Genomic DNA, 25,756 nt, shown 5'->3' with positions numbered 1-25,756 from the left:
CATGACGTACCCCGCCCTGCGCACCTGGATCGGCGGCGTCGCCGAGGACAGCCCCGAGAGCGACGGCACCTGGCTGCACGACCCGAACACGGGGGAGGCCCTGGTGGCCTCGGCATCGAGCTCGCTCGATCAGGTCGGCCGCGCGGTGACCGCCGCGCAGGAGGCGCACGATGACGCGCGCTGGCGCGGTCTCGCCCCGGAGCGCCGGGCCGAGAAGCTGGCCGCCCTCGCCGACTGGCTCGACGAACGCGCCGAGGAGGTCGCCCGTCTCGACGCGCTCAACAGCGGGGTGCCGATCTCGGTCACCCGGCTCTTCGGCGGGGCGAACGGAGCGACGCTGAGGGATGCGGCACGACGCGCGGTCGCGGTCGGCGATTCCCGCGTGCTCGCCGCCGAGCACGGGCCGGTGCGACTGCACCGTGTGCCGTGGGGTCCGACCGCGCTGATCCTGCCGTGGAACGCCCCGTCCGCCATGGCGGTCAAGAAGACGGCGTTCGCGCTGGCCGCGGGCGCGACCGTCGTGCTCAAGCCCTCCTCGTTCTCGCCGTGGAGCGCCCAGCTGCTGCTCGAGGGCGTGCACGCGGTCGGCATCCCCGACGGAGTGGTCGGACTCGTGCAGGGCAGCGGCGGTGTCGGGCGCACCCTCGTCGCCGACGAGCGCATCGCCGCGATCTCGATGACCGGCTCCACTCCGACCGGGCGCGCGATCGCCGCGACCGCCGCTCCGCGCTTCGCGCGGCTGCAGCTGGAGTTGGGCTCGAACAACGCGGCCATCGTCCGGACGGATGCCGATCTCCCCGCGGCCGCGAAGGCCCTGGCCGACGGCGTGCTCAAGCTGTCGGGACAGTGGTGCGAGGCACCCCGCCGGGTGCTCGTCGACCGTGCGCGGCGGGAGGAGCTCGCCGGCCTCCTGATCGCCGAGTTCGACCGCCGGGCCATCGGATCGAGCCTGGACGAGGGGACCGAGGTGGGACCGGTCGCGTTCGCCGCGCGGCGGGACGAGCTCGTCGAACAGCGGGAGCGTCTGGCGCAGGCCGGTGCCGAGCTGCTGCGCGTCACGCAGGTGCCCGCACAGGGGTGGTTCTTCGAGCCGACGGTGGCGGTCCTCGACGGGCCGGGCCTCGCCGACGAGGTCTTCGGACCCCTGCTGCTCGTGGGCGGTTACGCCGACGAGGACGAGGCCGTGGCCCTCGCGAACACCGGGCAGGTCGGACTCGCCGGCTACGTGTTCGGCGCCGACGAGGAGGCCGCAGCCGCACTCGGCACACGGCTCGTCGCCGGCGAGGTCAAGGTCAACGGCACGAGCGTGCTCGACATGTCGCCCGAGTCGGCGCAGAGCTTCTTCGGCGCGAGCGGGCTGGGCGGGCACGGAGACGACGATGTGCTTGACTTCTTCGTGGGGAAGCAGATCGTGGGCTCCGACCGCCCGGGTCTGCCCCTCTGATCGGAGGAGCACGGATGAGCGAGCGTGACGACGCGCCGCACGACTTCTCCCGTGCCGTGCTGCAGCCCGTGTCGGGTTACCAGGCCGTCGCCGGGTTCCTGCGGCGCGAGATGGCGCTCGGCCGCATCCGCCCCGGTGATCGGCTTCCGCCGGAGCGGCGGCTCGCCGAGCAGCTCGGCGTCTCGCGCGAGACCCTGCGGCAGGCGCTGCGCATCCTCGAGGGGAGCGGGCAGATCGTGATCTCGCGCGGCGCGTCCGGCGGGGCGTTCGTGCAGGACGCCGCGCTCGACCCGCGGCTCATCCGCGAGGAGGTGCGCACGCGTTCGGCCGAGATCGGCGAGCTCACCGAGTTCCGTTCGATCGTCGAGTCCGGAGGGGCGGCGCTGGCCGCGGCCCGCCGCAGCGCCGCCGACCTGGAGGCGATGGCGCTGGCGCAGCGCGACCTCGCCGCCGCCGTCACGAAGGCCGAGTCACGCATCGCCGACACCGACTTCCACATCGCGCTCGCCGAGGCATCCGGCAACTCCTTCGTCCGCGACGCCGTCGAGGAGGCGAGGGTGCGCATGTTCGAGCCCGTCGACCTGATGAGCTTCGACTTCGTGAAGGAGTCGAGCTGGCACGCGCACGAGCAGATCCTCGACGCCGTGCGACGTGGCGACGCCGAGGCTGCGGATGCCGCGATGCGCGCGCACCTGCGCACCACCCGCGAGGAGTTCACCCGCGTCGTCGAATCCTGACGTCGCGCCGGTGCCGTCTCGGGAGTTCCTCCGCAGAGCTTGTCCTCGCAGCACCTTCCCGTGTATTCATGACGGAGGTGATCTGCTCAGAGCGCCACGACTCCTCGCGGTCACCGACCGCGTCCTGCCTGAAAAGGATGCCCCATGGTGTTCGCCGCCTCGATCCGTTCGATCCGCGCTGCCGCCGGCGCTGTCGCTGTCGCGCTGCTGGCGTCGATGTTCGTCGTCGTCGCCGCGCCCGCCGTGGCGTCGCCGGTGCCGACCGCCGTCGTCGTCGATCCTGCGCACGCCGGCATCGCCGACCGGCTCCCGCTCGCCCTCGCCGCGGCGGCCGCCGTCGCGTCGCCGGCGCCGGGGGAGGGCACGGCCGTCGTAGCGGGGAGGATCACGTTCCCGGGCGGCATCGACCTGACGCGGGGTCGCACCTTCGTCGTGGCGTACGCTCCGGGGGCCGATCCGCTCTCGCCGCTCGCGTCAGCCGCCGTCGCCGCCGACGGAAGCTATGCGATGGACGCGCCCCTCGGCGACGTGGTCCTCGGCGTGCTCTCCGAGGGTCGTGCGGTCCTCGACCGCGCGGGTCCGCTCGCCGCGGGCAGCTCCGACGCCCTCACGCTGGGTGTGGACGGGGCGTCGTACGACGTCACGCTCGATCCGTCGGCCCTCGTCGCGGGATCGGTGACAGCTCCCGTCGCCCTCAGTGGCCAGCGGGTCGCGGTCGCGGTCTACCCGGCTGACGGCACCGGCGCCGCCGCAGTCGCAGCGAACTACGTGACTGACGCCGGAACCTTCGCGGTCGGCGGTCTGCCGGCGGGGAACTACCGTGTCGCCTTCGTCTCGGCCGCCGCCGGCGCCGCCTCGGAGTGGTGGGACAATGCTCCCGGCTTCGCGAAGGCGAAGTCCTTCCCGCTCGCGGCGACCGAGTCGCGCACCGGTGTCGATGCGAAGCTCGAGGCCCTGCGTCTGATGGACACGGCGGTCCCGACGATCAGCGGCACCACCACGGTCGGGCAGACGCTCAAGGCCGCGCCGGGCGCATGGACCGCCGGAACCGCTTTCACCTACCAGTGGTACGCGAACGGGGCGGCGATCGCGAAGGCCACCGCGTCATCGCTCGTGCTCCCCGCCGCCGTCGCCGGCAAGAGGATCACGGTGCGCGTCACCGGCACCAAGACGTCGTACTTCCCGACGTCCGCCACCTCCGCCGCGACGGCCGTCGTGGTGCGTCCGCTGGTCGCGCCCGTGCCCGCGATCACCGGCACCGCGACGGTCGGACAGACCCTCAAGGTGAAGACCGGGACCTGGACGGCCGGCACCCGGTTGACGTACCAGTGGTACATCAACGGCGTCGCGGTCGCCAAGGCCACCGCCGCGTCGTTCAAACTCCCCGCAGCTGCCGCGGTGAAGCCCGTCACGGTCGTGGTCACCGGGACCAAGGCGGGCTACGCGACGGCCGCCAAGCGCTCGAAGGCGACGGCCGCGGTGAAGGGCATCCTGACGGCTCCGGTTCCGCGGATCAGCGGCTCGACGATCGTCGGCTCGAAGCTCACGGCGGTCCCCGGCACCTGGACGAGCGGCACGAAGCTGAGCTACCAGTGGTACCGCAACGGCAAGGCCATCAGCCGGGCGACGGGCTCGACGCTGGTCGTCACGGCCGCCCTGGTGAAGGGGACCATCACGGTGCGGGTCACGGGCACGAAGAGCGGCTACATCGCCGCCGCCCGCACGTCCGGCAAGACCGGGGTCGTGAGCTACCCGGCGCGCACCAAGCCGATCTCGGCCTGGAACTGCCCCTCCTGGGCGCCGATCAAGGGCAACGCGAGCTCGATGATCTACCACGTGCCGCGCGGCCAGTACTACAACAAGACCAAGCCCGAGGCGTGCTTCTCCAGCGAGAGCGCAGCCGTCAAGGCGGGCTACCGCAAGTCGAAGCGCTGACGCCGGACCGGCGGCCTCCCGCCTCGGCCCCACCGTCGAGACCGACGGCCGTGGGGTTCGAGGCGACGCCCGAGGGGCGCCCGGTGGGTCAGCGCGTGGTGAGGCGGGACAACTCCGCGACGAACGCGTCGACGTCGGCCTCTTCGGTGTCGAAGCCGCACATCCAGCGCACTTCCTTGCGAGCCGCGTCCCAGTCGTAGAACCGGAACGAATCGCGGAGCTGGTCGGCGACACCGTCGGGCAGGATCGCGAAGACACCGTTGGACTGGGTCGGCTGCGTGAAGTCGACGCCCTGGATGGATCCGTCGGCGATGCCGGCCTCGATCTCGGAACGCAGGCGCGCCGCCATCGCATTCGCGTGCTTCGCGTTGCGCAGCCACAGGTCGCCCTCGAGCAGCGCGATCAGCTGCGCCGACACGAACCGCATCTTCGACGACAGCTGCATGTTGAACTTGCGCGAGTACTTCAGGCCGTCGGCGGCGTCGGGGTTCAGCACCACGATCGCCTCGCCGAGCATCGCTCCGTTCTTGGTGCCGCCGAAGGTGAGCACATCGACGCCGGCGTCGCGGGTGAACGCCCGCAGCGGCAGGTCGAGGGCGGCGGCGGCGTTCGAGAGGCGGGCCCCGTCGAGGTGCAGCTTCATGCCACGCTCGTGCACGTGGTCGGCGATCGTGCGGATCTCGTCGGCGGTGTAGAGCGTGCCGAGCTCGGTCGACTGCGTGATCGAGACCACCAGCGGCTGCGCGCGGTGCTCGTCGCCCCAGCCCCAGGCCTCGAGATCGATGAGCTCGGGGGTGAGCTTGCCGTCGTCGGTGGGGACCGTGAGCAGCTTGAAGCCGCCGATCTTCTCGGGTGCCGCCGCCTCGTCGACGTCGATGTGGGCGGTGGATGCCGCGATCACCGCGCCCCAGCGCGGAAGCATGGACTGCAGGCCGGTGACGTTCGCGCCCGTGCCGTTGAACACCGGGAACGCCTCGACACCCTCGCCGAAGTGCGCCTGGAAGACCTCCTGCAGGCGCGCGGTGTACGCGTCCTCGCCGTAGGCGCTCTGGTGCCCACCGTTCGCCGCGGCGATGGCCTCGAGGACCTCGGGGTGGATGCCGGAGTAGTTGTCACTGGCGAAGCCCCGGATCGCGGGGTCATGCTGGATGCTCACCGATCCAGCCTAATCGTCCGATCCGGGTGCACCGGGCGGGGAGGGTCTTCCGGATGTCGGATGCCCGCCCTACCCTCGTACCCATGGAGCGCACCGCAGCGAAGACGGCCTTCGCCAACGTCCTCGTCAACACGCTCATCGCGAACGTGACGACGAGCTTCCTCTGGTTCGCGCTCACGTTCTGGGTCTACATCGAGACGCAGTCGGTCCTGGCCACGGGCATCATCGGCGGGGCGTACATGCTGTTCGTCGCGTTCTTCGCGATGGCGTTCGGCACGATCGTCGATCGCAACCGCAAGCACACGGTCATGGTGATCTCGAGTGTCATCTCCGCCGCGGCCTTCCTGGTGGCGGGGCTCCTCTATCTCTGGCAACCTGAAGCCGCACTGCTCGACCTGGGCGGCCCGTGGTTCTGGCTGTTCTCGGGCGTCATCCTCTTCGGCGGCGTGATCGAGCAACTGCGCAACATCGCGCTGTCCACGACGGTGACCCTGCTCATTCCCGAAGACAAGCGCGCGAACGCCAACGGACTCGTCGGCACGGTGCAGGGCATCGCGTTCCTCGTCACGAGCGTGTTCTCGGGGCTGTCGATCGGGTTCCTCGGCATGGGATGGACCCTCGCGATCGCGATCGCGGCCATGGCGCTCACGTTCGCGCACCTGCTGTTCATCCGCATCCCGGAAGGCACGCCCGAGCCCGACCCGAACGCCTCCAGCGCTCTCGACTTCCGCGGCAGCGTGCGGGCCATCCGACTCGCTCCCGGGCTGTTCGCGCTGATCATCTTCTCGACCTTCAACAACCTCATCGGCGGCGTCTACATGGCGCTCATGGACCCGTACGGGCTCACGCTGTTCGACGCGCAGACCTGGGGCTTCGCGCTGGCCTTCGCCTCGACCGGGTTCCTCGTCGGCGGTGGCCTGGTGGCGAAGTTCGGGCTCGGCCCCAAGCCCATGCGCACCATGCTGCTCGTCGTGATCGCGATGGGGCTGCTCGGCTCGGTGTTCATGCTGCGCGAGTGGTGGCCGCTGTACGTGATCGGCATGTGGGCGTACATGGCACTCGTGCCCCCGGTCGAGGCCGCGGAGCAGACCATCATCCAGAAGGTCGTGCCATACGAACGCCAGGGCCGCGTGTTCGGTGTGGCTGCGGCGATGGAGGCCGCGGCCGCCCCGATCACCGCGTTCCTGATCGCCCCGATCGCCGAGTTCCTGATCATCCCGTACATGGACACCCGCGAGGGCCAGCAGAGGTGGGGCTGGCTGCTCGGCGAGGGCGAGGCTCGCGGCATCGCGCTGATCTGCCTGTTCGCGGGGCTGATCATGGTGGTCGCCGCGACGCTGGCGTTCTTCACCCGGTCGTACCGCAAGCTCACCGAGCTCTACGCGGAGGCGCCGGAGCAGGAGATCGACCACGGCGACGCGGACGACGGAGACCGCGGCGATGCCGGTGCGGAAGTCGTGGCGGAGTCGTCATCGACCGAGTCGGACCGTGCCCGGCGCACCGAGGCTCCGCCCGTGGTACCCGGCATGCCGCCCGAGTCTCGCTGAGGGTCGGACGATTCCCCGAGCCCCGGACGATTCCCCGAGGTTTCACCAGGAGAAGCTCCGCAGATCGTCACTCCGTCGGCGGATCGTCCCGTCCGCAGATCGTCCCGGAGGTAGTGTCAGTCGAGGTCGAACACCCGGTCGTTGAGGTCGGCGGCGTCCGTATCCCACAGGGTGAGGACCCGCGCGGCCAGGACCTCGGGATCGAGCGCCTTGGCCCGGAACACGACGGATGCCGCGCGCAGCGGCTCCCCGGCATCGCGCGCGGACTTGGCATACCCCTGGGCGACGGCCCGGGTCCACGCCTCGCTCGCCGCCTTCACTGCGGCGTAGTTCGCCCCGCCGGCGAGGGGCCGCGCGACAGCCGTCGACGACACGATCGCGAACCGGCCCGCTCCCGATGCGCGAAGGGCCGCGTCGAACGCGCGGCTCGTCGCGCGAACGGCCTCGAGCGCGGGCAGCAGTGCGGCGAAGTCCTCGTCCGACTGCCCGGCGAGCCCTCCGCCTCCGCGCCAGCCGCCGACGAGCGGGACCACCGCATCGACGTGGCCGACCTGCGCCGCCAGCACCGTCATCTCGTCGAGCGAGGTCGCGTCCGCGAGGAACACCTCCGCGCCGACATCCGCCAACGCCTGCAGCCCTTCGACAGAACGGCCGGTCGCGATCACGCGAGCCCCCGCGCCGTGCAGAGCCCGTGCCACCGCCCGCCCCGCCGCACTCGTCGCTCCCGCGAGCACCACGGTTCGGCCGGACGGTCTCGATTCGATGAGTTCATCCATGTCGCTCACTCTTCCGGTTCGGAGGGGCTTCTGCGGCCGGAACCCGCGGAGAGATCCACAGAACAGGTTCCGGCCGCAGCGCGGTGCGCCCCAGCGTCACACTCGGAACGCGCGCAGTGCGCGCGTGGTCATCCGTCGTCCGTACCGCGGATGCCGACGGTCGATTCGATGACGGGCTTCATCTTCTTGTGGAGGGTCTCGAAGAACATCGACAGCGGGAACTCATCGTCCATCACGGCATCCGTATAGCCCTTCGGCGCCCCGGCGAGGATCTCGTCCGAGAGACCGCGAGCCCACTGCGAGGCCGGGTGCGGGGTGAGCGTGCCGCGGACGAGCTCGTACGCGGCGAGCCAGTGCGCGATCTTGGGACGGTCGATCGAGTGCCAGTACAGGTCGTCGATCGCGTCGCCGAGCGCCACGACGGCGTCCGGCACGGCGTCCCAGTCGAAGGTGAGAGCGGTGTCGGTCCAGTGCAGCACGCCGCGCTGGTGCAGCCACGCGAACAGCAGCTGTCCGCCGACCGCGTCGTAGTTGCGGATGCGGGTGCCGGTGATCGAGAAGCGGAAGATCCGGTCGAAGATCACCGCGTACTGCACGAGGTGCGCGTAGTCGTGCATCTCCTGCTCGGTCTCGGTGAGCTCTTCGCCGGCGGCGATCCGGGCGGCGAGCGCACGCTCGATCTTCACCGACTCGCGGAACGCCGTCATGTCGCAGCGCATCTCCTCCAGCGAGTAGAGGAAGAACGGCATCCGCTGCTTGATCATGAACGGGTCGAAGGGCAGGTCGCCGCGCATGTGGGTGCGGTCGTGGATGATGTCCCACATCACGAACGTCTTCTCGGCCACCTGCTGGTCGTCGAGCATCGCGGCGGCCCGCTCCGGCAGATCGAGGTTGGTGATCTCCGCCGCGGCGCGGGTGACGCGACGGTAGCGGGCGGCCTCGCGGTCCTGGAAGATCGCGCCCCAGGTGAAGGTCGGGATCTCGCGCATCGCGACCGTCTCGGGGAACAGCACGGCCGAGTTGGTGTCGTATCCGGGTGTGAAGTCGACGAGGCGCAGCGAGACGAACAGCTTGTTGCCGTAGTCGCCCGCTTCGAGCGCGGCGATGAACTCCGGCCAGATGGTCTCGACGATCAGCGCCTCGACCAGGCGGTCGCTCGAGCCGTTCTGCGTGTACATCGGGAAGACGACGAGGTGACGGATGCCGTCGACGCGGGTCTGCTGCGGCTGGAAGGCCATCAGCGAGTCGAGGAAGTCCGGCACGCCGAAGTCCTCGGACGCCCAGCGGTCGAAGTCGACCACGGAGGCGTTGAGATACTCGGCGTCGTGCGGGAAGGCGGGGGCGAGTGCACGGATCGCGGCGGTGATCGCCCCGACGAGCTCGCGGGCCGCGGCGTGGTGCGCGGCATCCGGGATCGAGCCGTCCTTGATCTGCATCTCGCGGATGGTGATCGCGGCGTCCTTGAGCTGCGTCCAGGCGGCGGACTGCTCGGCGATCGACGCGTCCTCGACGACCTCGGGTTCGCCGACGATGGCCTGGACAGCGGAACTGTTGGCGGAAAGAAGGGACATCGGGACCTCCGATCGGAGTTTTCAACGGAAAGATTCCGGCATATACGGAATCCTGACGATAATCTTACAGCCATGGATGATTCTGTCGACCGCGCGATCCTGACCGCGATCTCCCGTGACGGGCGCGCCACGCTCTCCCAACTGTCGGAAGCCGTGGGCCTGTCGGTCTCGGCCGTGCAGTCGCGTCTGCGCCGGCTGGAGACGAGGGGAGTCATCTCCGGATATCAGGCGATCCTCGACCCCGAGCAGGTGGGTACCCCACTCTCGGCGTTCATCGAGATCACCCCGCTCGACCCGGCGCAGCCCGACAACGCCCCCGAACTGCTCGAGCACCTCGACGCGATCGAGGCCTGCCACTCCATCGCCGGCGATGCGAGCTACATGCTGTTCGTGCGGGTCCCGTCGCCGCGTGCGCTGGAGGAGCTGGTCCGCGATGTCCGTCTCGCCGCCAACGTCAGCACTCGCACCACCGTCGTGCTGCAGACCTACTACGAGCACCGGCCGATCATCCCGGTGGGCTCGGCCGAGTAGCCGGGAGCGCGTCAGAGTACCGCGCCCACCATCGCCTCACCGAGTGGAGTGCGCAGGTGCAGCATCCGAGCGCCGTCGCGCTCGCTGCCGATCAGCCCCGCGTCTCGCAGCACGGCGAGGTGATGCGACGCGGTCGATATCGCGATGCCGGCTTCCTGTGCGACCTGCGACGTCGTGCGGGCGGTGCCCGCTCGGAGCAGGATGCCCGCTCGTGCCGGACCCAGCAGCGCGCCGAGCGCCTCTGTGGTCTCGGCGGCGTCCCGGGCCCAGCCGGCAGTGACGCCCCGGGCCGGGTAGAACAGCGTCGGCTGCGCCGGTGGCTCGGTGAGCACCATGCATCCCCACGACGACATGACCGACGGCACCAGCACCAGGCCGCTTCCCCGGCAGTCGACCTGTTCACTGTGGCGGCGCAGCGAGACCCGGACGGCGCCTTCTCCCCAGGTCACCTGAGGGTGCAGGTCTCCGGCCATGGAGGCGATACCGGCGCTCGCGATCGTGCGGGAGCGGACCGCGATGTCGGCGCGCAACAGGCGTTCGAGCTGTGGCCAGACGGGAGCCAGCGCGGCGTCCCATACCGCGGCCCAGGCGTCGGCGATCATCGAGCGCGCCCGTGCCGGCCGCCCCTGCATCTCGCCCAGCGCCTTTCGGCGGGCCCCGGTCGAGCGCAGCACCATCTTCCCGAAGTCGACGCGCATCGGACCGAGGGGTGCGCCGCGCAGCTCGTCGAGCTCGGCCTCCGGCGTCAGGTCCCACCGCGGTGCGGTCGTCAGGAAGTCGGGCAGATACCCGTCATCGCCGACCACGGTCGTCAGCAGGGCGAACTCGTCTCGGGGCAGGCGGTCGCGCACGGCTCGCAGCCACCCCCACTGCAGCGGGTGCGCGGCGGGGCGCAGCAGCACTCGGACCGCGTGGGCCAGCTCGTGACCGGGGGAGATCCCGAATCGCACCGCTTCGACGTCGCCGGGGCTCAGGTGGAACTCGACGCGGTGGTCGGGGTGCTCGATGCCTTCGGCCGGCGCGTTGTTTCGATCCACATCGAAACTCTAGGGCCGGCGCCGACGACTGTCGAGACTGAGGTCATGAACAGCACAACCCCTTCCATCCCGGTCGTCGCCGGCACCGACATCCGCATCGGCACAGGCCGCAGCCGCAGGTTCGTCGGCGCCGAGCACGGCGCGGAGGTGTCCTACTTCTTCGTCGAGAATCAGCCCGGCGAAGGCCCCGGGTTCCACTGGCATCCGTATGCCGAGACCTGGGTCGTGATCGAGGGGCTTGCCCGCATCACCGTGGGCGAGGAGACTTTCGTCGCCGGTGCGGGCGACACCGCGACCGGGCCCGCATACGTTCCGCACTGCTTCACGAACGTAGGGGACGGGGTCCTCAAGATCATCGGCATCCACGCTTCCGCCACCATCATCCAGACGTTCCTCGACGAGGACTGAGCACCAGGAGCACCATGTCCTTCCAGGCATACCTCGACAACATCGAGACCAAGACGGGGCTGACCCCGCGACAGTTCATCGAGCTCGCGACAGAGAAGGGGTTCGACGCCACGACCAGGGCCACCCCCATCGTCGCGTGGCTCAAAGAGGATTACGGGCTGGGACAGGGTCACGCAATGGCCCTCGTGCACGTGATCACCAAGGGGCCGCAGATCAGCGCCAAGCACGTCGGCACAGGCGGTGCGCACTCCGACGCCTCCGACACGCTGTGGCTCGACGGCAAGGACAGCAATCCGAACCCCTGATCCGTCGCCCCGCTGAGGTCCGGCATCGGCCCGGCCAGTAGGATTCCCTGCGTGGCAGCATCCTCCCAGCGCAAGAAGAAGAGTCGGACCGCGAAGCACGCCCCGGCCCGCACCAGCGGCAACCCGGCGCGGCGTCCGGTCGTCGAGGCGGGGCCGGTCACCGCATCCGATTGGATCGGAGCCGCACGGCTGCGCACCCTCCCGCTCGCGATCGCCCCGGTGATCATCGGGACCGGTGCGGCGCGCAGCACGGGTCCCGAATTCCACTGGGTGATCGCGCTCGCGTGCCTCGCCGTCGCGGTGCTGCTGCAGATCGGCGTGAACTTCACGAACGACTACAGCGACGGCGTCCGCGGCACCGACGCCCACCGGGTCGGACCCGCGCGACTCACGGCATCCGGGCGCGTGAAGCCGCGCACCGTCCTGGTCATCGGACTGATCTTCTTCGCGCTCGCCGCCCTCGTCGGCCTCGCGATCGTCGTGCGCACCGGGCAGTGGTGGATGCTGGCGGTCGGTGCCGCGTGCATCGTCGCGGCCTGGTTCTACACGGGAGGCAAGCGCCCCTACGGGTATTACGGCCTCGGCGAGGTCTTCGTGTTCGTGTTCTTCGGCCTCGTCGCCACGCTCGGCACGACCTGGGTGCAGGTCTTCGAGCTGCCGCTGCAGGCCTGGCTCGGGGCCATCGCAGCCGGCCTGTTCGCGTGTGCCGTGCTGCTCGCCAACAACCTGCGTGACATCGACCAGGACCGCGAGGTCGGAAAGCGCACCCTCACGGTCTTGATCGGACGCCGCGCAACGCAGGTGCTGTTCACTCTCTTCGTCCTGGCACCGTTCGGGATCGCCGTGGCCATCGCACTGCTCTACCCGATCGCCTGGATCTCGCTCCTCGCGCTGCTGGCCGGGCTCCCGGCCATCGTGATCGTCTGGGCCTACCGGCGGCCGAGGGAGCTGGTGACCGCGCTCGCGCTGACGTCGCTGACATCACTCCTGTACGCCGGCGCCCTGTTCTGGGCGTTCGTCGGCTGACCTGCCCCGGTTTGCCGTCCGGCGGAGCCGTCCCGGTTCGCCGTCCGGCCCGCTCCCCGTCGCAGCCGCTTCCGCTTCTCGCACAACTTCGGAGATGTGACACGACACGCCGAACGGGGTGCGGATGCCGCGGCGCGCCGTCGTCGATATCCGAAGTTGTGTCGCGCCGGACGTGGCGGGGGCGCCGGACGTGGCGGGAGCGCCGGACGTGGCGGGAGCGCGGGACAGGGAGGGCGGTCAGGCCTTCGGGTCGGTGGGGCCGGTGGGGTCGTTCGCGTCGATCGCCTGGTCCTCGGCGTCGGCATCGGCCTGGCCGCCGGATGACCGGCTCTCGCGGCGCTCCGCGAGTCGTGCCGAGGCGTCGGCGAGCGGCGTGCGCAGGAACAGCATCGAGATGCTCATGCCGATGAGCGCGGCGAAGATCGCGGCGAGCCACCAGTACTCGCGGAAGATCGGGAAGAAGAACCAGAGGATGGCGAGCGGGACGAGGAACGCCAGCAGCCGCAGCACGGTGTAGACGAGGAAAGGCGCGGGCTTCTTCACCCCTCCAGTCTACGTTCGCCGCGCGGGCCGCTCGGCGCCCGGGACCTCGATCCCCAGCCGAGCGAACGGGATGCCGCGCACGACCCGATGCCACGGGTGCTCCCCGAGCGACCAGAGCAGCCCCGCGTCGATGTCGAGCGCCAGGTCTTCGCAGCCGACCGGGAGGGGCACGTCGTCCTGTTTCAGCGCCGTCCGCGGCCCGCTCCACAGCGCCCCGGGTCGCAGGCCGTCGGACTGCGACACGAAGTGGCGGTCTCCCCAGCGCACGGCGCCCTGCATGCGGGGGATGCCGGGCGTGAACATGTGCTCCTCAGCGAATCGGCCGTCGGCGTCCTCGGGGATGGAGAACTCGCCTATCCGCCCGCTGTCGTCGGTGCGGTGCTCGCCGATGAGCACACGCCGGAGCGGAGCGCCGTGCTCGTCGAACACCCGGCCCAAGTACGAGCAGCGCAGCGCGACGGGATGCACGCGCGTGCGGACGGCGACGAGTGCCGTGGTGCGACCGCGCCGAGGTCGCCTGCCGGCGATGCGCTGAGCGCTGGCGCCGTGGACCTGCCGCACGTCGGCGAGGTCGAACTCCCAGATGCCCCGACCGGTCGCCGCGACGAAGAGACGGTCGTCGAACCAGGCGAGTCCACCGGCGTGGATCGGCGCCGGTTCCAGCTCGCCGTCGTCGCCGGGAATGGCGAGCAGCACGTCCAGATGGCGCGAGCGCTCGAGGTCGATGAAGGTCACGCGGGAGGCGAGGTGCACGCCGTCGAGCTGCTGCCGGAACCAGCTCACCGCCAGGGTGCGTCGCCCCCGCCACTCTCCGAGGTCGATGCCCTGCGGGTACCAGCGTCGAGTCCAGGTGCGGGCAGTCAACCAACGCAGATCCACCGTCTCGCGCTGCTTCCGTCGCACCGGACGCCATATCGATCCGAACGGCCAGAGCATGCTCCCATCGTCCCCGATGGGACGTGTCCTCGCGAACACCGTCGCGACTCGTGTCCTGTATCTCGGCCTATGTACAGCTTCACGAAATGCGACATGTATCATGTTACGTGTCGTCGCGGGCACCTCTGGGGGAGGGAACGCGACGATGTCACACGTCCCGAGTCCGGCTGATGGGGGTCAGCAGGGCTCGTGGCGGGTGGGGTCGCCATCGGCGGCCCTGCTCCCCGAACGCTCCGCGTTCGGCAGTGCGCAGCACTGGGAGGTGTGGCTCCGTTCGGGTACGGGGCCACACCTCACTGCCACCACGAGGCTGGGTCGTGTGCGGACACCGATCGTTCACCTTCGCGTCGCCGTCCGGCAACGGCGACCTGGCACGATTCCGGAACACCGCCAGTCCCTGGAGTTCCGTGCGCACACCCCTCGTCACCGTCATCCTGCCCGCGAAAGACGCCGGCGAGTACATCGGGACGACGCTCGAGACACTCACCCGTCAGTTCGAGGATGCGTCGGCACTCAAGCTCGTCGCGATCGACGACGGCTCGCGCGACGACACGGGAGCGCTCATGCGCGCGTATGCGGAGCGGCTCCCGCACGTCGAGGTCATCCGGAACCCCATCGCCCGGGGCCTCGCGACCGCCCGCAACCAGGGCCTGGAACGCGTCGAGGGTGATGCCTTCTGCTTCCTCGACGGTGACGACTGGATGCAGCCGCGGCGGCTCGAGGTGCTCGTGTCGCGGTTGCGCGAGCTGGACTGCGACTTCCTCCGCACCGACCACGTCACGGTCACCGGTACGCACCGATCGCTCATTCGCGCCCCGCACCCGTGGCGCGAACGTGTGGTCGTGCCGCGCGAGGCGATCCTGCCCGAGAACGAATCCACGATGGTCGACTACCCCTACGCATGGGCGGGTGTCTTCCACCGACGGGTCCTCGACGACGGACTGGCGCAGTTCCCGGAGGGGCTGTTCACGGCGGAGGACCGGCCCTGGATCTGGCGGCTACACCTTCGCGCACGGTCGTTCGCGGTCGTGGACGCGCCCGCGCTGCTGTACCGGCGCGGCGTCGCGACCTCCCTCACGCAGGCGAGGGATCGGCGGCAGCTCGACTTCGCCCGGGCGATGGACGAGGTCATCGCCGTGGTCGAGGAGGACCCCGAGGCGGAGCGCTTCCTGCCGAAGGTCGTGTGGACCGCGCTCGCGCTCAGCTCCCACCACCTGGTGCGCGCTCGCCGCATGCACCCGCGGCTGCGTGCCGAGATGCGCGGTGGCATCCGGGACATGCTCCGTCGCCTGCCGGATGCCGAACTCGACGAGACCCTGACCCGCTTCGACGGGCCGCGCCGACGGGTGCTGGCGCGGGTTCTCCGGCAGGCGGGGCGGTCGGTATGACTCAGCTCTTCGCGCTGCACAGCGCCTACGGGCTCGCCACGGCCGCCGCGGCGATCGACGCCGGACTCCTCGGCCGCGACGGTGGGGCGGAGCGCATCCTCGTGCCGTTCACCTCGAGCCGGGTGCCGGAGACGGCTGTCGGCATCGCGGACGACCCCGTGCTCGGACCGCTGCGCCAGCGGTTCGACCGCGTCGAGCCGCTGGAGGAGATGCTCGGTCCGCTGCATCCGAGCGGGTGGGAACCTGCCGAGGCCGACCTCCCGATGCTGGAGCGGCTGTTCGAGCGGGCGTGGCAACTCGATCCGCGAGACCTGGAGCTCTTCGTGCAGAGTCCCCAGGTCGCGCCGGCCCGCACGCTGATGGCGCTGTTCCCGCACGCGCGGATCACGATCGTGGGGGATGGGCTCATGACGTACTCGCCGATGCGCGTGCGACTGCCGTATGCGGTCGCGGCGCGCATCGAACGAGTCGTCCACGCAGACGTGGTGCCGGGCGTGCGACCCCTCGTGGGTTCCCCTCGGGCCGAGGTCGTCCCGGTTCCTCCGCCGGCGTTCGCGGCGGTGCTGCGAGAGACGGATGCCGGTGACCCAGGCGCCGATGACGACGTGCCGAGCGTGCTGGTGCTCGGCCAGTACCTGTCGGCGCTCGGACTCATGACACCCGCCGCGGAGATCGACCTGCAGAAGCAGCTGATCGACCGCGCCGCGCGGTGGGCTCCGCAGCGCATCGTCTTCAAGCCGCACCCCGCGGTGCCGCCGTTGGTGACCGCGGCGGTCCGCGATCGGGCGCACGTCCACGGGATCGACTTCGTGGAGTATCGCGGCCCGCTCGCGGCGGAGCTGTTGGCCGAACGGCTCGACGCACTGGCCGTCGTCGCCGGATTCTCGACCGCCTTGCCGACCGTGCACACGCTCTTCGGCCGGGAGATCGGGTCGGCGGGCAACGACCGGATGCTGGCGGCGCTGACACCGTTCGAGAACAGCAACCGCATCCCCATGACCCTGGTCGACGCCCTCACCCGCGACGATTCGCCCTACGGCGACCCCGACCGGCTGCAGCTGTTGGTCGACGCGGTGGGCTATGCGATGCAGCCCGAGAACGCCGCCCACCTGCGCGGTCGTGCCGAAGAACTGCTGCGGGGCCTCGACCCGGTCGAGCGGGATCGGTACTTCGCGCCGCGACGGCTGGCGGAGCTGCGGCTGCCGGGGGCGCCGAGGGAGAGCGCCGCGCGTCGGGCGTTGCGCCCCGCCGGGGGAGTGGGCAGGGTCGAGGAGTGGCGGCTCCACGCCCTCGGCGCCCGGCGACGCGTCGGCCGTGCCTGGAAGGCGCTGCGCGGGCGATGACGACGACGACGATGACGCGATGACGCGAGGATGAACGACATGGACGAGCAGCAGCCCCTCACGGTGGCGATCATCCCGGCGCGCGGCGGATCGAAGCAGGTTCCGCGCAAGAACCTCCAGCGGGTGGGTGGGGTGCCGCTGGTCGAGCGCGCCGTCCGGGCAGCGGCTGCGGCATCCGGCATCGACCTGGTCGTGGTCTCCACCGACGACGACGAGATCGCGGCGGTCGCGACCGCCGCAGGCGCCCGCGTCATCCGCCGACCCGCCGAGCTCGCCGGTGACACCGCGACCTCGGAGAGCGCGATCCTGCATGCCCTCGACGACCTCGAGGCACAGGGTGAACGCGTGGAGGTCGTGGCGTTCCTGCAGGCGACCTCTCCGTTCATCCCGAGCGACGCGCTCGCCGCGGCCGTCGAGGAGATCCGCGCCGACCGGGCCGACAGCGTGTTCGCGGCCCATGAGACCTACGGGTTCCTGTGGCGGGAGGATGCCGACGGGAGCGCGGTCGCGATCAACCACGAGGCGGCTCACCGCCCGCGGCGCCAGGACCGCGAACCGCACCACCTCGAGACCGGCGCCTTCTACGTGTTCCGCGCCGACGGCTTCCGTGAGAGCCGGCATCGGTTCTTCGGCAGGATCCGCATCGCGGCGGTACCGGAGTGGACGGCGATCGAGATCGACGATGCGGATCAGCTCCGGGTCGCCCGCGCTCTCGCCACCCTGCACGAGGTTCCAGAACGCATCCCGGTGCGGGCGGTCGTGACCGACTTCGACGGCGTGCACACCGACGACACCGCGATCATCGATGCCGACGGCGGGGAACGGGTGCGGGTCAGTCGCGAGGACGGGATGGGCGTGGCCCTGCTGCGCCGCGCCGGGATACCCCTGCTGATCCTGTCGACCGAGGTGAACCCGGTCGTCCGCGCTCGTGCCGACAAACTCCGCGTGCCGGTCCTGCACGGCATCGATGACAAGGAGACGGCGCTGCGGAAGTGGGCCCGGGAGAACGACGTGCCCCTCGCCGACATCGCCTACCTCGGCAACGACGTGAACGACCTCCCGGCGCTGCGGATCGTGGGGTGGCCGGTCGCGGTCGCGAACGCGCATCCGCTCGTCATCGAAGAGGCCAGGGTCGTGCTGCGTCGCCGGGGTGGCGAGGGCGCGGTGCGGGAGCTGATCGAACGGGTGTTGTCGAGCTGACCGATGCCGGTAACCCGGCCGTCGCCCGGTGTTCACTCTCGCCCCGTAATCAGGAGGGAGGGGCTGCACCAGCGCTCGACGACCGGAGGAATCATGACTGTCAGCATCGGCTCACGAGTGATCGGCGGCGGGCGTCCTGCCTACGTCATCGCCGAGATCGGACTCAACCACAACGGCGATGTCGACATCGCGAAGAAGCTCATCGATGTCGCGGCCCGCGCCGGTGCCGACGCCGTGAAGTTCCAGAAGCGCACGCCCGAGATCTCCACTCCCGAGCACATGCGCGATGTTCCGCGCGAGACGCCGTGGGGCGTCATGAGCTACCTCGACTACCGTCGTCGCGTCGAGTTCGGCCGCGAGGAGTACGTCGAGATCGGCGACCACGCCACCATGCTCGGCCTGGACTGGTTCGCGTCGCCGTGGGACGTGCCGAGCGTCGCCTTCCTCGAGGACCTCAATGTCGTGGCGCACAAGGTCGCCTCGGCGAGCCTCACCGACACGGAGCTGCTGGTCGCGCTGCGCGAGACCGGCAAGCCCGTCATCCTCTCTACCGGCATGTCGACCATCGAGCAGATCGACCGGGCGCTCGACACGCTCGGCACGGACCGCGTGGTCCTCATGCATGCGACCTCGACATACCCGCTCGAGCCCGAAGAGGCGAACCTGCGCGTGATCGCCACCCTGCGCGACCGCTACCCCGGTGTGCCCGTCGGCTACTCGGGGCACGAGCGCGGCCTCCAGATCTCGCTCGCCGCCGTGGCGATCGGTGCGGTCGCGGTCGAGCGTCACATCACGCTCGACCGCACGATGTGGGGCTCCGACCACGCCGCCTCCCTCGAGCCGACCGGCCTCGAGCACCTCGTGCGCGACATCCGGGTGATCGAGCGGGCGACCGGCGACGGCGTCAAGCGTGTGTTCGACAGCGAGCGCGCGCCGATGGCGAAGCTGCGTCGCGTCTCCGCATGACCGACGCCCCCGGCATCCGCGTCGTCGCCATCGCGGACGCCGACTCCTTCGTGAAGTGGGCGGCATCCCTTCTCGGATCGGTGCCGGGTCTGCAGCCGCACCTGCTGGTCGTGCGCACCCCGCTCACGGCCAGCGCCGAGCAGCAGCGCACCGCGCTCGCCGGCACGACACTCGGCCCCGACGACGTCACCCGCATCGGCTTCGCGGAGGCGGCGGACTGGCTGGCCGGGCAGCGGCCGGACGTGGTGCTGCTCGCGGGGCGCGGGCCGTTCGTCCGCCTGATGGGACGGGTGATCGACGCGCTGGAGCATCGACCGGTCACCGTCTCGGGCCTGCCGGGGATGGCGATTCCCGCGCAGCGCGGGGCGCTCGACTATCGCCGTCACACCGACCTGCTGGTGGTGCACTCGCATCGCGAGGTACGGGCGTTCGAAGAGCTCGGGCGGCGCATCGGCGTGCAGACGCCGGTTGCTCTCGCGACCCTGCCGTTCGCCCGGCGTCGGCAGCGGATGCTGCGCCCGGAGCGGATGCGGATCGACGCTGCTGCGGGCGGTCGCGGTGGCATCGCGGTCGCCGAACGCCCGTCCCAGACGGTGGCGGAGCGACCTCCCGCGACCGACATCGTGTTCGCCGCGCAGGCGCTCGTGCCCGTCGGGAAGGATGAGCGTGCCGAGATCGCGGCCATGCTGGTTCGGGCGGCGGAGGCCGAGCCCGCTCGACGCGTGGTGGTGAAGCTGCGGTCGCGGCCGGGCGAGTCGGAGACGCACCTCGAACGCGAGCCCTACATGGGGTTGCTGCCGTCGAGCCTGCCCCGGAACCTGGTGTTCTCGTACGACTCGATGTCCACCGCTCTGCAGACCGCGGCCGGTCTGGTCACGGTGAGCTCGACCGCCGCGATCGAGGCCACTGCCCTCGGGGTGCCCGTGATCGCCCTCGACTCGTTCGGGGTGAGCAAGAGTCTGTTGAACACGGTGTTCGTGGGGAGCGGACTGCTGGGCGGTCGGAGCGAGGTCGTCGCCGGGCGGTTCCGGCATCCGCATCCGGACTGGCTCCGCGACAACTATTTCCATCCCGAGGTGGAGTCGACGTGGTGGGAGCGGGTCGAGCAGCTCGTCGCCCTGCGGCGCTCGGGGGCGTTGCCGGCGCGGCGTGTCCCGGCGGCCCGAGGAGGCGCCCTGCACGAGGCCTGGCATCGGGCGAGCGTGCTCGGGGCCGAGGATCGCACGGCGCAGGGGAGGGTGGCGCTCGCGATCGGCGTTCCCGCCACCCGCGCGATGGCAGCGACCCGCACGCGCCGGGCTCCGGCAGGCGGCGGCACCTGGTCCGACGCGTCGACCGACTACACGCTCGAGCCGAACCCGTTCGACGACTCGATCCGGCGCTGAACCGTCGGACTCACTCTCCGAGGAGAGCGCCGATCTGGCGGTCGATCTCGCCGACGAGTTCGTCGACGCTGAGGTCGACGTTCGTGCTCGCCGTCAGGGTGAGGAACGTGATGGCGGACACGATGCGGGCGAGGGCGGCGGCACGCTCCTCACTCGTCTTCGGGTCGCGGCGGAGGATCGCCGCCGCCGCCTGTTCGGTCCCGTCCACGATGCGGAGCGCCTCGGCGTGGTGCCCGTCGGTGGGTTCGGCGAACACCATCTCGCGCAGGTAGGTGCGTCCGTTCTCGACCTGGACGCGATTGCAGGCGACGATCGGCCGCAGCAGCGCGACGATCGCGTCTCGCATATCAGGGGTCGCCTCGGCCGCAGCGATCCCCTTCTCGAGGGCGACGGAGTAGTGCGCGTTCTGCACGAGGAGCAGCAGCTCGCCCTTGGTCTTCGCGTAGAGGAAAAGGGTGCCCGTGCCGACGTCGGCCCGCTCGGCGATCTGCAGCGTGGTGACGTCGTCGATGCCGTGCTCGGCGAACAGCTCTGACGCGGCGGCCGTGATCCGTTCGAGCTTCTGCTGCTTGTTGCGCTCGCGACGACCGAGGGCGTTCGAGGCGGAGGTCGACATGTTCATCCTTCGGGAATAGAAACTGATTGCACTCAGTTATGACGAGAGTCGCTTATGCGCACGCTCAACTATCCCTCATCATCGCAAAGAAGAGAGCAGTCCATGCCTTCACTCCACGGAGCAGTCGTCCTCGTCACCGGAGCGAACGGAGGCATCGGCACGCAGTTCGTCCACCAGGCACTCGCCCGCGGCGCCGCCAAGGTCTACGCGAGCGCTCGCACACCGCGCACCTGGGACGACGAACGCGTCGTCCCCCTCGCGCTCGACGTGACGGATGCGGAGTCGATCCGCGCCGCCGTCGAGGCCGCGCCCGACGTGACCGTGCTCATCAACAACGCCGGTGCGTCGGTGCCGACCGCCGGGATCCTCACGCACTCGGACGACGACATCCGCCGGAACGTCGAGACGAACTTCCTGGGCCCACTCTTCCTCGCGCGCGCCTATGCGCCGCTTCTCGCCGGGCGCCCGGGGGCCGCGATCATCGACATCCATTCCGCCCTCTCCTGGTTCGCGGTGGCCGGCATCTACAGTGCAACGAAGGCGGCGCTGTGGTCGGCGACGAACTCGCTCCGCCTCGAGCTCGCTCCGGCGGGAGTGCACGTCGTGGGTGTGCACGTCGGCTACGTCGACACGGCTATGGCCGAGCACGTCACGGACCCGAAGACCGATCCGGCCGACCTCGTCCGCGCCGTGCTGGATGCGACGGAGCGCGACGAGTACGAAGTGCTCGCGGATGAGATCTCGGTGCAGGTCAAGGCGGGCCTCAGCGCCCCGCTGGACGCCCTCTACCCGCAGCTGCGGGCGAGCGTCTGAGACCCGCGAAAAGGTCGGAGGAGCCGAACACCATGCGTGCATTCGTCATCACGAAGTACAAGCAGCCGCTCGAGGAGCGGGAAGTCGCCGAACCCGAGGTGGGCGATCGGGACGTCCTGGTCCGCGTCGAGGCTGCGGGTCTCAATCAGCTCGACGAGAAGATCCGGCAGGGGGAGTTCGCGCAGATCCTGCCCTACGAGCTCCCGCTCGTGCTCGGCAACGATCTGGCGGGCACGGTGATCCGTCTCGGTCGACTCGTCGAGGGATTCCGTCCCGGCGATCGTGTGTACGCCACCGCGGACGGCTCGCGCATCGGGACGTTCGCCGAGCGCATCGCCGTCGCCGAGAAGGATCTCGCTCCGATGCCGGCCGGGCTCTCGATGGCCGAGGCCGGATCGCTCCCGCTGGTCGCCCTCACGGCCTGGCAGGCCCTGGTCGAGCGCGGCAACGTCCGGGCGGGGCAGAAGGTGCTCATCCATGCGGGTGCCGGTGGCGTCGGGTCGATCGCCATCCAACTCGCCGCCCACCTCGGAGCCACGGTCGCCACGACGGCCAGTGCGGCGAACGCCGACTTCGTCCGCGAGCTCGGCGCCGACATCGTGATCGACTACCGCCGGCAGGACTTCGCCGAGGAGCTGTCCGGCTACGACTTCGTGCTGGACAGCCTCGGCGGCGAGAACCTCGAGAAGTCGCTGCGGGTGCTGAAGCCGGGCGGACTCGTCGTCGGCATCTCGGGACCGCCCGACCCGGCATTCGCCCGCGCGAAGGGACTGAACGCTTTCGTGCGGCTGGCCGTCGCGGGGCTCAGCCGCAAGGTTCGGGCGCAGGCGAAGAAGCTCGGCGTGCGGTACGAGTTCCTCTTCATGCGTGCCGACGGCGAGCAGCTGCGCCAGATCACGGCTCTCGTCGACAGCGGCGCGATCCGCCCCGTCGTCGCGAAGACGTACCCGTTCGACCGCCTGCCCGAGGGGCTCGCCGACCTCGCCGCGGGTGGGAGCCGGGGCAAGTTCGTCGTGACGAACGACTGACGCTCGGGGCCGGCCGCCGGACGCCGGCCTGCCGAAACCCAGACGCATCGCACCGTGCGCGGCGCGGCGAGCCGGAACACGCCGGCGGTGCGCCGCTGCGTCTGGGCTTCGGCATCCCCACGCCGCGGCGCACCGTCGGATCGGGTCAGTTGCTGCGGCGGATGGCGCGCACTCCGACGATCAGCCCGACCACCGCGACCGCCAGTGCCGACACCCAGCCCCAGAGCACGGTCACATCTCCCAGGTCACCGGCGAACAGCGCTCGCTCGGCCTGCACGACCCAGTTCACCGGGTTGACCGATGCCACGGCACGCATCCACTCCGGTGCATCGTCGAGCGGCAGCAGCATGCCGGAGAGGATCAGCAGCGGGAAGATCAGCGACTGCTGCACTCCCCAGAACAGCCACTCCCGGTCTTTCGTCGCCAGAGCCAGCGAGTACGACAGTGAGCCCAGGCCCACACCGAACACGGCCAGCAGTGCGAGCCCGATCAACAGGCCGGGGATGTCGGCGGCGAAACCGAACGGCCAGGCGATCAACACGATCACGAGCGCCTGCACCACGATCGGTGCGATCTCCTTGAGGGCGCGCCCGACCAGCAGCGAGGAGCGGGCGAGCGGGGCGACCAGGGTGCGCTCGTGCGAGCCGGTCATCATCTCGTACTGCAGGTTCGAGCCGGTGGCCCCGGTGCCGAACAGCACGATCATCACGAGCACGCCCGGCACGAACCAGGCCAGGGTCTCGCCGGCCGGCTGCCCCGAGTCGCCGATCAGCAGAGGAGCGAACAGTCCGAGGAAGACGAGCGGCTGCAGCAGGCTGAAGATCAGCGTGAACGGATCGCGGAGCACGGGCTTGAGCTCACGCGTCAGCACGTTCCGGGTGTCGCGCGCGAGGTTGGGGCGCACGAGGGTGTCGGTGGTGGTCATGAGAGGACTCCTGTCGTGCTGTTCGCTGAGGGGGTGGGGGTTTCGGCGGATTCGGATGCCTCGCCCACGGCATCCGCTCCTTCGCCGGCGTCGCGCAGTGTGCGGCCGGTGAGGGCGAGGAACACGTCGTCCAGCGTGGGTGGCACTCCGGTCGCGCGGCGGACGAGGATGCCGGCGGCGTCGAGCTCGCGCACGATCACCGGCAGCAGTCGGTCGCCGTCCGGCACCGCGAGCGAGATGGCTTCGCCGTCGACGGTGACTTCAGCGCTGCTGAGACGGGCCACCACGGCACGGGCGCTCGCCGCCTCGGCGGCATCCGCGAATCCGAAGGTCAGTACGTCGCCGGCCAGTGTCGCCTTGAGGGAGGCGGCGTCGTCGTCGGCGATGATGCGCCCCTTGTCCATGACCATCACGCGTTCGGCGTAACGGTCGGCCTCTTCCAGGTAGTGCGTGGTGAGGAAGACCGTGGTACCGTGCTGCGTGCGCAGATCGAGGATGTGCTCCCACAGGTTCGCCCTGCTCTGCGGGTCGAGTCCGGTGGAGGGCTCGTCGAGGAAGATCAGCGGCGGCGCGTGCATGAGCCCGAGGGCGATGTCGAGCCGGCGCTTCTGTCCGCCGCTGAGCTGCTGCACGCTGCGAGTTGCGAAGGAGGAGAGGTCGAGCGACTCGATCAGCTCGTCGGCCCGCTTCGTGCTGTCGCGCCGGGACATCCCGTAGAAGGCGCCCTGGCTCAGCAGCTCGTCGCGCACGCGCTGCGAGAAGCTGCCGCTCGTGAGCTGGCCGACGTAGCCGATGCGGGCGCGCACCCCGGCCGCGTCGGTGCGGATGTCGTGCCCGACCACTCGCGCGCTCCCCGAGGTGGGCGGGATCAGAGTGGTCAGCATCCGCAGGGTCGTCGACTTTCCGGCACCGTTCGGTCCGAGGAAGGCGACGAGTTCGCCGCGCACGGCGGTGAAGGAGACGTCGGTCACGGCGTGCACCGGCGTCTTCTTGACGGTGAAGACCTTGGTCAGGCCTTCGGTCTCGATGAGGGATTCGTTCATGGGAGTGAGCGTAGAAAGCCATGCGGACAGATCCTGTCCGCATCATCTGGCAATCTGAGACTCATGACCGATACCACCTCGCGTGCACTCGCTCTGCTCAACCTGCTGCAGACCCACCGGCACTGGCCGGGCACCGAACTCGCCACCCGGCTGGGCGTCACCGAGCGCACCGTGCGACGCGACGTGGACCGGCTGCGCGAACTGGGGTACCGCGTGGAGTCGACCCCGGGCGTCGCCGGCGGCTACCGCCTCGAGGCCGGAAGTGCGGTGCCACCGCTTCTGCTGAACGACGACGAGGCGGTCACGATGGCGATCGGCCTGCGCGTCGCCGCCACCCAGCAGCTCGTCGGCGGTCCCGAGGTCACGCTCACGGCCCTGGCCAAGCTCGAGCAGGTGCTGCCCTCGGCGCTGCGCCAGCGGGTGAACGCGCTCGCCGCGTCGGTGCAGGCGCCGCGCATCGGCGACGGTCCGGTGGTCTCGCCGGAGGTGCTGGGCGAGATCGCACTCGCGACTCGTGACACCGAGAGGCTGCGCCTGCGATACGTCGACGGCGAGGGGCGGGAGAGCGTGCGCCGGGTCGAGCCGCACGCGCTGGCGCCGGCCGGCCGCAAGTGGTTCCTGCTCTGCTGGGACCTCGACCGTGCGGACTGGCGCACGTTCCGTGTCGACCGCATCGCCGCGGTGGAGCATACGCGCGTGCTTTTCACCCGGCGTGACATCACCGAGGAGGAGATCGAGGAGCGCGTGCTCATCGCCTCGTCGTGGTCGCCGCAGAAGGTCGAGGCGGCTGCGGTGATGGAGCTGCCTCTCGCCGAGATGCAGGACCGCTTCGGCCCCTGGTCGCAGGGCGCGACGGCCGTCGGCGACGACCGCACGCGGTGGCCCTTCGGCGGTTCGGACTGGCGCGAGGCGATGTACGCGCTGCTGTGGATCCCCGAGGGCGTCGAGTACGCGGTGGCGCTCGCGGAGCCCCACCGGTCAGAGCTCCGCGAGGCCGTCGCGCGGCTGCTGCGCGCCCTCGACGCTCCGGATCCGGATGACGCCGGGTGACCGGCATCCGTCATCCTCAGACTCATAGGGTTATCCCAGGCAACGGT

25 protein-coding genes are annotated in these 25,756 nt (G+C 70.4%); 16 read left to right on the top strand and 9 right to left on the bottom strand.

Going from position 1 to position 25,756, the window contains the following annotated elements; translation table 11 throughout:
* The first annotated feature begins 1 nt into the window (after position 1).
* The 3 genes from AC6CHX_RS14675 (at position 2) to AC6CHX_RS14665 (ending at position 4,116) form a co-directional block, all read left to right on the top strand.
* Entirely contained in the window at positions 2-1,444 is a 1,443-nt protein-coding gene (locus tag AC6CHX_RS14675) for an aldehyde dehydrogenase family protein (RefSeq protein WP_498273393.1), read from the top strand.
* A gap of 14 nt (positions 1,445-1,458) precedes the next feature.
* Positions 1,459-2,181 carry a FadR/GntR family transcriptional regulator gene (locus AC6CHX_RS14670; protein ID WP_498273392.1) on the top strand — a complete coding sequence of 241 codons (723 nt, stop codon included), beginning with the start codon at positions 1,459-1,461 and terminating at the stop codon, positions 2,179-2,181.
* Between the two features lie 144 nt (positions 2,182-2,325).
* Entirely contained in the window at positions 2,326-4,116 is a 1,791-nt protein-coding gene (locus AC6CHX_RS14665; protein ID WP_498273391.1) for a sunset domain-containing protein, read from the top strand.
* 88 nt (positions 4,117-4,204) lie between these two features.
* Here the strand turns inward: AC6CHX_RS14665 and AC6CHX_RS14660 are convergent, their stop codons facing one another.
* Positions 4,205-5,272, bottom strand: coding sequence for a threonine aldolase family protein (locus AC6CHX_RS14660; RefSeq protein WP_498273390.1), 1,068 nt, complete (start codon positions 5,270-5,272; stop codon positions 4,205-4,207).
* 83 nt (positions 5,273-5,355) lie between these two features.
* On the opposite strand from AC6CHX_RS14660, the gene AC6CHX_RS14655 reads away from it, so the two are divergent.
* Positions 5,356-6,819 carry an MFS transporter gene (locus tag AC6CHX_RS14655; protein ID WP_498273389.1) on the top strand — a complete coding sequence of 488 codons (1,464 nt, stop codon included), beginning with the start codon at positions 5,356-5,358 and terminating at the stop codon, positions 6,817-6,819.
* A gap of 116 nt (positions 6,820-6,935) precedes the next feature.
* On the opposite strand, the gene AC6CHX_RS14650 is transcribed toward AC6CHX_RS14655, so the two are convergent.
* Both AC6CHX_RS14650 and AC6CHX_RS14645 read right to left on the bottom strand, forming a co-directional pair.
* Positions 6,936-7,595 carry an SDR family NAD(P)-dependent oxidoreductase gene (locus AC6CHX_RS14650; RefSeq protein WP_498273388.1) on the bottom strand — a complete coding sequence of 220 codons (660 nt, stop codon included), beginning with the start codon at positions 7,593-7,595 and terminating at the stop codon, positions 6,936-6,938.
* 128 nt (positions 7,596-7,723) lie between these two features.
* Positions 7,724-9,166 (bottom strand): DUF6421 family protein, encoded by a 1,443-nt coding sequence (locus AC6CHX_RS14645; protein WP_498273387.1) that lies wholly within the window; start codon positions 9,164-9,166, stop codon positions 7,724-7,726.
* A gap of 72 nt (positions 9,167-9,238) precedes the next feature.
* Here AC6CHX_RS14645 and AC6CHX_RS14640 point away from each other — a divergent pair, with 72 nt between their 5' ends.
* A complete protein-coding gene (locus tag AC6CHX_RS14640) occupies positions 9,239-9,697 on the top strand; it encodes an Lrp/AsnC family transcriptional regulator (protein WP_029260858.1) in 459 nt (152 codons plus the stop codon).
* 11 nt (positions 9,698-9,708) lie between these two features.
* Here the strand turns inward: AC6CHX_RS14640 and AC6CHX_RS14635 are convergent, their stop codons facing one another.
* The gene (locus tag AC6CHX_RS14635; RefSeq protein ID WP_498273386.1) at positions 9,709-10,734 is read right to left on the bottom strand and encodes an ArsR/SmtB family transcription factor; all 1,026 of its coding nucleotides are present in this window, start codon (positions 10,732-10,734) and stop codon (positions 9,709-9,711) included.
* A gap of 45 nt (positions 10,735-10,779) precedes the next feature.
* Here AC6CHX_RS14635 and AC6CHX_RS14630 point away from each other — a divergent pair, with 45 nt between their 5' ends.
* The 3 genes from AC6CHX_RS14630 to AC6CHX_RS14620 are packed head-to-tail and all read left to right on the top strand — an operon-like array spanning position 10,780 to position 12,473.
* Positions 10,780-11,142 (top strand): cupin domain-containing protein, encoded by a 363-nt coding sequence (locus AC6CHX_RS14630; RefSeq protein WP_498273385.1) that lies wholly within the window; start codon positions 10,780-10,782, stop codon positions 11,140-11,142.
* 14 nt (positions 11,143-11,156) lie between these two features.
* Positions 11,157-11,447 (top strand): DUF4287 domain-containing protein, encoded by a 291-nt coding sequence (locus AC6CHX_RS14625; RefSeq protein ID WP_498273384.1) that lies wholly within the window; start codon positions 11,157-11,159, stop codon positions 11,445-11,447.
* Between the two features lie 51 nt (positions 11,448-11,498).
* Positions 11,499-12,473: a 1,4-dihydroxy-2-naphthoate polyprenyltransferase gene (locus AC6CHX_RS14620; protein ID WP_498273383.1), complete on the top strand. Its 975-nt coding sequence runs from the start codon at positions 11,499-11,501 to the stop codon at positions 12,471-12,473.
* Between the two features lie 237 nt (positions 12,474-12,710).
* Here the strand turns inward: AC6CHX_RS14620 and AC6CHX_RS14615 are convergent, their stop codons facing one another.
* Together AC6CHX_RS14615 and AC6CHX_RS14610 are read right to left on the bottom strand one after the other, a co-directional pair.
* Positions 12,711-13,016 (bottom strand): DUF4229 domain-containing protein, encoded by a 306-nt coding sequence (locus AC6CHX_RS14615; RefSeq protein WP_498273382.1) that lies wholly within the window; start codon positions 13,014-13,016, stop codon positions 12,711-12,713.
* 9 nt (positions 13,017-13,025) lie between these two features.
* Positions 13,026-13,952, bottom strand: a complete 927-nt coding sequence (locus tag AC6CHX_RS14610; protein WP_498273381.1) for a hypothetical protein — start codon at positions 13,950-13,952, stop codon at positions 13,026-13,028.
* A gap of 407 nt (positions 13,953-14,359) precedes the next feature.
* Between AC6CHX_RS14610 and AC6CHX_RS14605 the strand changes: the two genes are divergently transcribed.
* The 5 genes from AC6CHX_RS14605 (at position 14,360) to AC6CHX_RS14585 (ending at position 20,234) form a co-directional block, all read left to right on the top strand.
* Positions 14,360-15,340, top strand: coding sequence for a glycosyltransferase family 2 protein (locus AC6CHX_RS14605; RefSeq protein ID WP_136041348.1), 981 nt, complete (start codon positions 14,360-14,362; stop codon positions 15,338-15,340).
* Positions 15,337-16,683, top strand: coding sequence for a polysialyltransferase family glycosyltransferase (locus AC6CHX_RS14600; protein WP_498273380.1), 1,347 nt, complete (start codon positions 15,337-15,339; stop codon positions 16,681-16,683). The genes AC6CHX_RS14605 and AC6CHX_RS14600 overlap by 4 nt, the downstream gene beginning before the upstream one ends.
* Positions 16,684-16,722: 39 nt before the next feature.
* Positions 16,723-17,883, top strand: a complete 1,161-nt coding sequence (locus AC6CHX_RS14595; protein WP_498273379.1) for a cytidylyltransferase domain-containing protein — start codon at positions 16,723-16,725, stop codon at positions 17,881-17,883.
* Between the two features lie 93 nt (positions 17,884-17,976).
* Entirely contained in the window at positions 17,977-18,849 is an 873-nt protein-coding gene (locus AC6CHX_RS14590) for an N-acetylneuraminate synthase family protein (RefSeq protein ID WP_498273378.1), read from the top strand.
* Positions 18,846-20,234 (top strand): DUF6716 putative glycosyltransferase, encoded by a 1,389-nt coding sequence (locus tag AC6CHX_RS14585; protein ID WP_498273377.1) that lies wholly within the window; start codon positions 18,846-18,848, stop codon positions 20,232-20,234. Before AC6CHX_RS14590 ends, AC6CHX_RS14585 begins: the two co-directional genes overlap by 4 nt.
* A gap of 10 nt (positions 20,235-20,244) precedes the next feature.
* Here the strand turns inward: AC6CHX_RS14585 and AC6CHX_RS14580 are convergent, their stop codons facing one another.
* Entirely contained in the window at positions 20,245-20,850 is a 606-nt protein-coding gene (locus AC6CHX_RS14580; RefSeq protein ID WP_498273376.1) for a TetR/AcrR family transcriptional regulator, read from the bottom strand.
* A gap of 102 nt (positions 20,851-20,952) precedes the next feature.
* On the opposite strand from AC6CHX_RS14580, the gene AC6CHX_RS14575 reads away from it, so the two are divergent.
* Together AC6CHX_RS14575 and AC6CHX_RS14570 are read left to right on the top strand one after the other, a co-directional pair.
* Positions 20,953-21,663 (top strand): SDR family oxidoreductase, encoded by a 711-nt coding sequence (locus AC6CHX_RS14575; protein WP_498273375.1) that lies wholly within the window; start codon positions 20,953-20,955, stop codon positions 21,661-21,663.
* A 32-nt stretch (positions 21,664-21,695) separates the two neighbouring features.
* Complete coding sequence (locus AC6CHX_RS14570; protein WP_498273374.1) at positions 21,696-22,691, top strand: NADP-dependent oxidoreductase; 996 nt, start codon at positions 21,696-21,698, stop codon at positions 22,689-22,691.
* A 145-nt stretch (positions 22,692-22,836) separates the two neighbouring features.
* Here the strand turns inward: AC6CHX_RS14570 and AC6CHX_RS14565 are convergent, their stop codons facing one another.
* Entirely contained in the window at positions 22,837-23,616 is a 780-nt protein-coding gene (locus AC6CHX_RS14565) for an ABC transporter permease (protein ID WP_498273373.1), read from the bottom strand.
* The gene (locus AC6CHX_RS14560) at positions 23,613-24,659 is read right to left on the bottom strand and encodes an ABC transporter ATP-binding protein (RefSeq protein WP_498273372.1); all 1,047 of its coding nucleotides are present in this window, start codon (positions 24,657-24,659) and stop codon (positions 23,613-23,615) included. Before AC6CHX_RS14560 ends, AC6CHX_RS14565 begins: the two co-directional genes overlap by 4 nt.
* Before the next feature lie 63 nt (positions 24,660-24,722).
* Here AC6CHX_RS14560 and AC6CHX_RS14555 point away from each other — a divergent pair, with 63 nt between their 5' ends.
* The gene (locus AC6CHX_RS14555) at positions 24,723-25,709 is read left to right on the top strand and encodes a helix-turn-helix transcriptional regulator (protein WP_498273371.1); all 987 of its coding nucleotides are present in this window, start codon (positions 24,723-24,725) and stop codon (positions 25,707-25,709) included.
* The last annotated feature ends 47 nt before the right edge of the window (positions 25,710-25,756 follow it).

Source organism: Microbacterium sp. GQ128 (assembly GCF_059758615.1).
The sequence above is the reverse complement of the archived record's forward strand: the minus strand, read 5'-3'. Positions and strand labels throughout refer to the sequence as shown.

Bases quoted from the DNA above. Each gene is read 5' to 3' on its own strand.
- AC6CHX_RS14585 (WP_498273377.1), top strand. From the start codon at position 18,846: ATGACCGACGCCCCCGGCATCCGCGTCGTCGCCATCGCGGACGCCGAC.
- AC6CHX_RS14590 (WP_498273378.1), top strand. From the start codon at position 17,977: ATGACTGTCAGCATCGGCTCACGAGTGATCGGCGGCGGGCGTCCTGCC.
- AC6CHX_RS14600 (WP_498273380.1), top strand. From the start codon at position 15,337: ATGACTCAGCTCTTCGCGCTGCACAGCGCCTACGGGCTCGCCACGGCC.
- AC6CHX_RS14610 (WP_498273381.1), bottom strand. From the start codon at position 13,952: ATGCTCTGGCCGTTCGGATCGATATGGCGTCCGGTGCGACGGAAGCAG.
- AC6CHX_RS14570 (WP_498273374.1), top strand. From the start codon at position 21,696: ATGCGTGCATTCGTCATCACGAAGTACAAGCAGCCGCTCGAGGAGCGG.
- AC6CHX_RS14675 (WP_498273393.1), top strand. From the start codon at position 2: ATGACGTACCCCGCCCTGCGCACCTGGATCGGCGGCGTCGCCGAGGAC.
- AC6CHX_RS14665 (WP_498273391.1), top strand. From the start codon at position 2,326: ATGGTGTTCGCCGCCTCGATCCGTTCGATCCGCGCTGCCGCCGGCGCT.
- AC6CHX_RS14630 (WP_498273385.1), top strand. From the start codon at position 10,780: ATGAACAGCACAACCCCTTCCATCCCGGTCGTCGCCGGCACCGACATC.
- AC6CHX_RS14595 (WP_498273379.1), top strand. From the start codon at position 16,723: ATGGACGAGCAGCAGCCCCTCACGGTGGCGATCATCCCGGCGCGCGGC.
- AC6CHX_RS14650 (WP_498273388.1), bottom strand. From the start codon at position 7,595: ATGGATGAACTCATCGAATCGAGACCGTCCGGCCGAACCGTGGTGCTC.
- AC6CHX_RS14580 (WP_498273376.1), bottom strand. From the start codon at position 20,850: ATGTCGACCTCCGCCTCGAACGCCCTCGGTCGTCGCGAGCGCAACAAG.
- AC6CHX_RS14625 (WP_498273384.1), top strand. From the start codon at position 11,157: ATGTCCTTCCAGGCATACCTCGACAACATCGAGACCAAGACGGGGCTG.
- AC6CHX_RS14555 (WP_498273371.1), top strand. From the start codon at position 24,723: ATGACCGATACCACCTCGCGTGCACTCGCTCTGCTCAACCTGCTGCAG.
- AC6CHX_RS14655 (WP_498273389.1), top strand. From the start codon at position 5,356: ATGGAGCGCACCGCAGCGAAGACGGCCTTCGCCAACGTCCTCGTCAAC.
- AC6CHX_RS14560 (WP_498273372.1), bottom strand. From the start codon at position 24,659: ATGAACGAATCCCTCATCGAGACCGAAGGCCTGACCAAGGTCTTCACC.
- AC6CHX_RS14565 (WP_498273373.1), bottom strand. From the start codon at position 23,616: ATGACCACCACCGACACCCTCGTGCGCCCCAACCTCGCGCGCGACACC.
- AC6CHX_RS14670 (WP_498273392.1), top strand. From the start codon at position 1,459: ATGAGCGAGCGTGACGACGCGCCGCACGACTTCTCCCGTGCCGTGCTG.
- AC6CHX_RS14645 (WP_498273387.1), bottom strand. From the start codon at position 9,166: ATGTCCCTTCTTTCCGCCAACAGTTCCGCTGTCCAGGCCATCGTCGGC.
- AC6CHX_RS14640 (WP_029260858.1), top strand. From the start codon at position 9,239: ATGGATGATTCTGTCGACCGCGCGATCCTGACCGCGATCTCCCGTGAC.
- AC6CHX_RS14575 (WP_498273375.1), top strand. From the start codon at position 20,953: ATGCCTTCACTCCACGGAGCAGTCGTCCTCGTCACCGGAGCGAACGGA.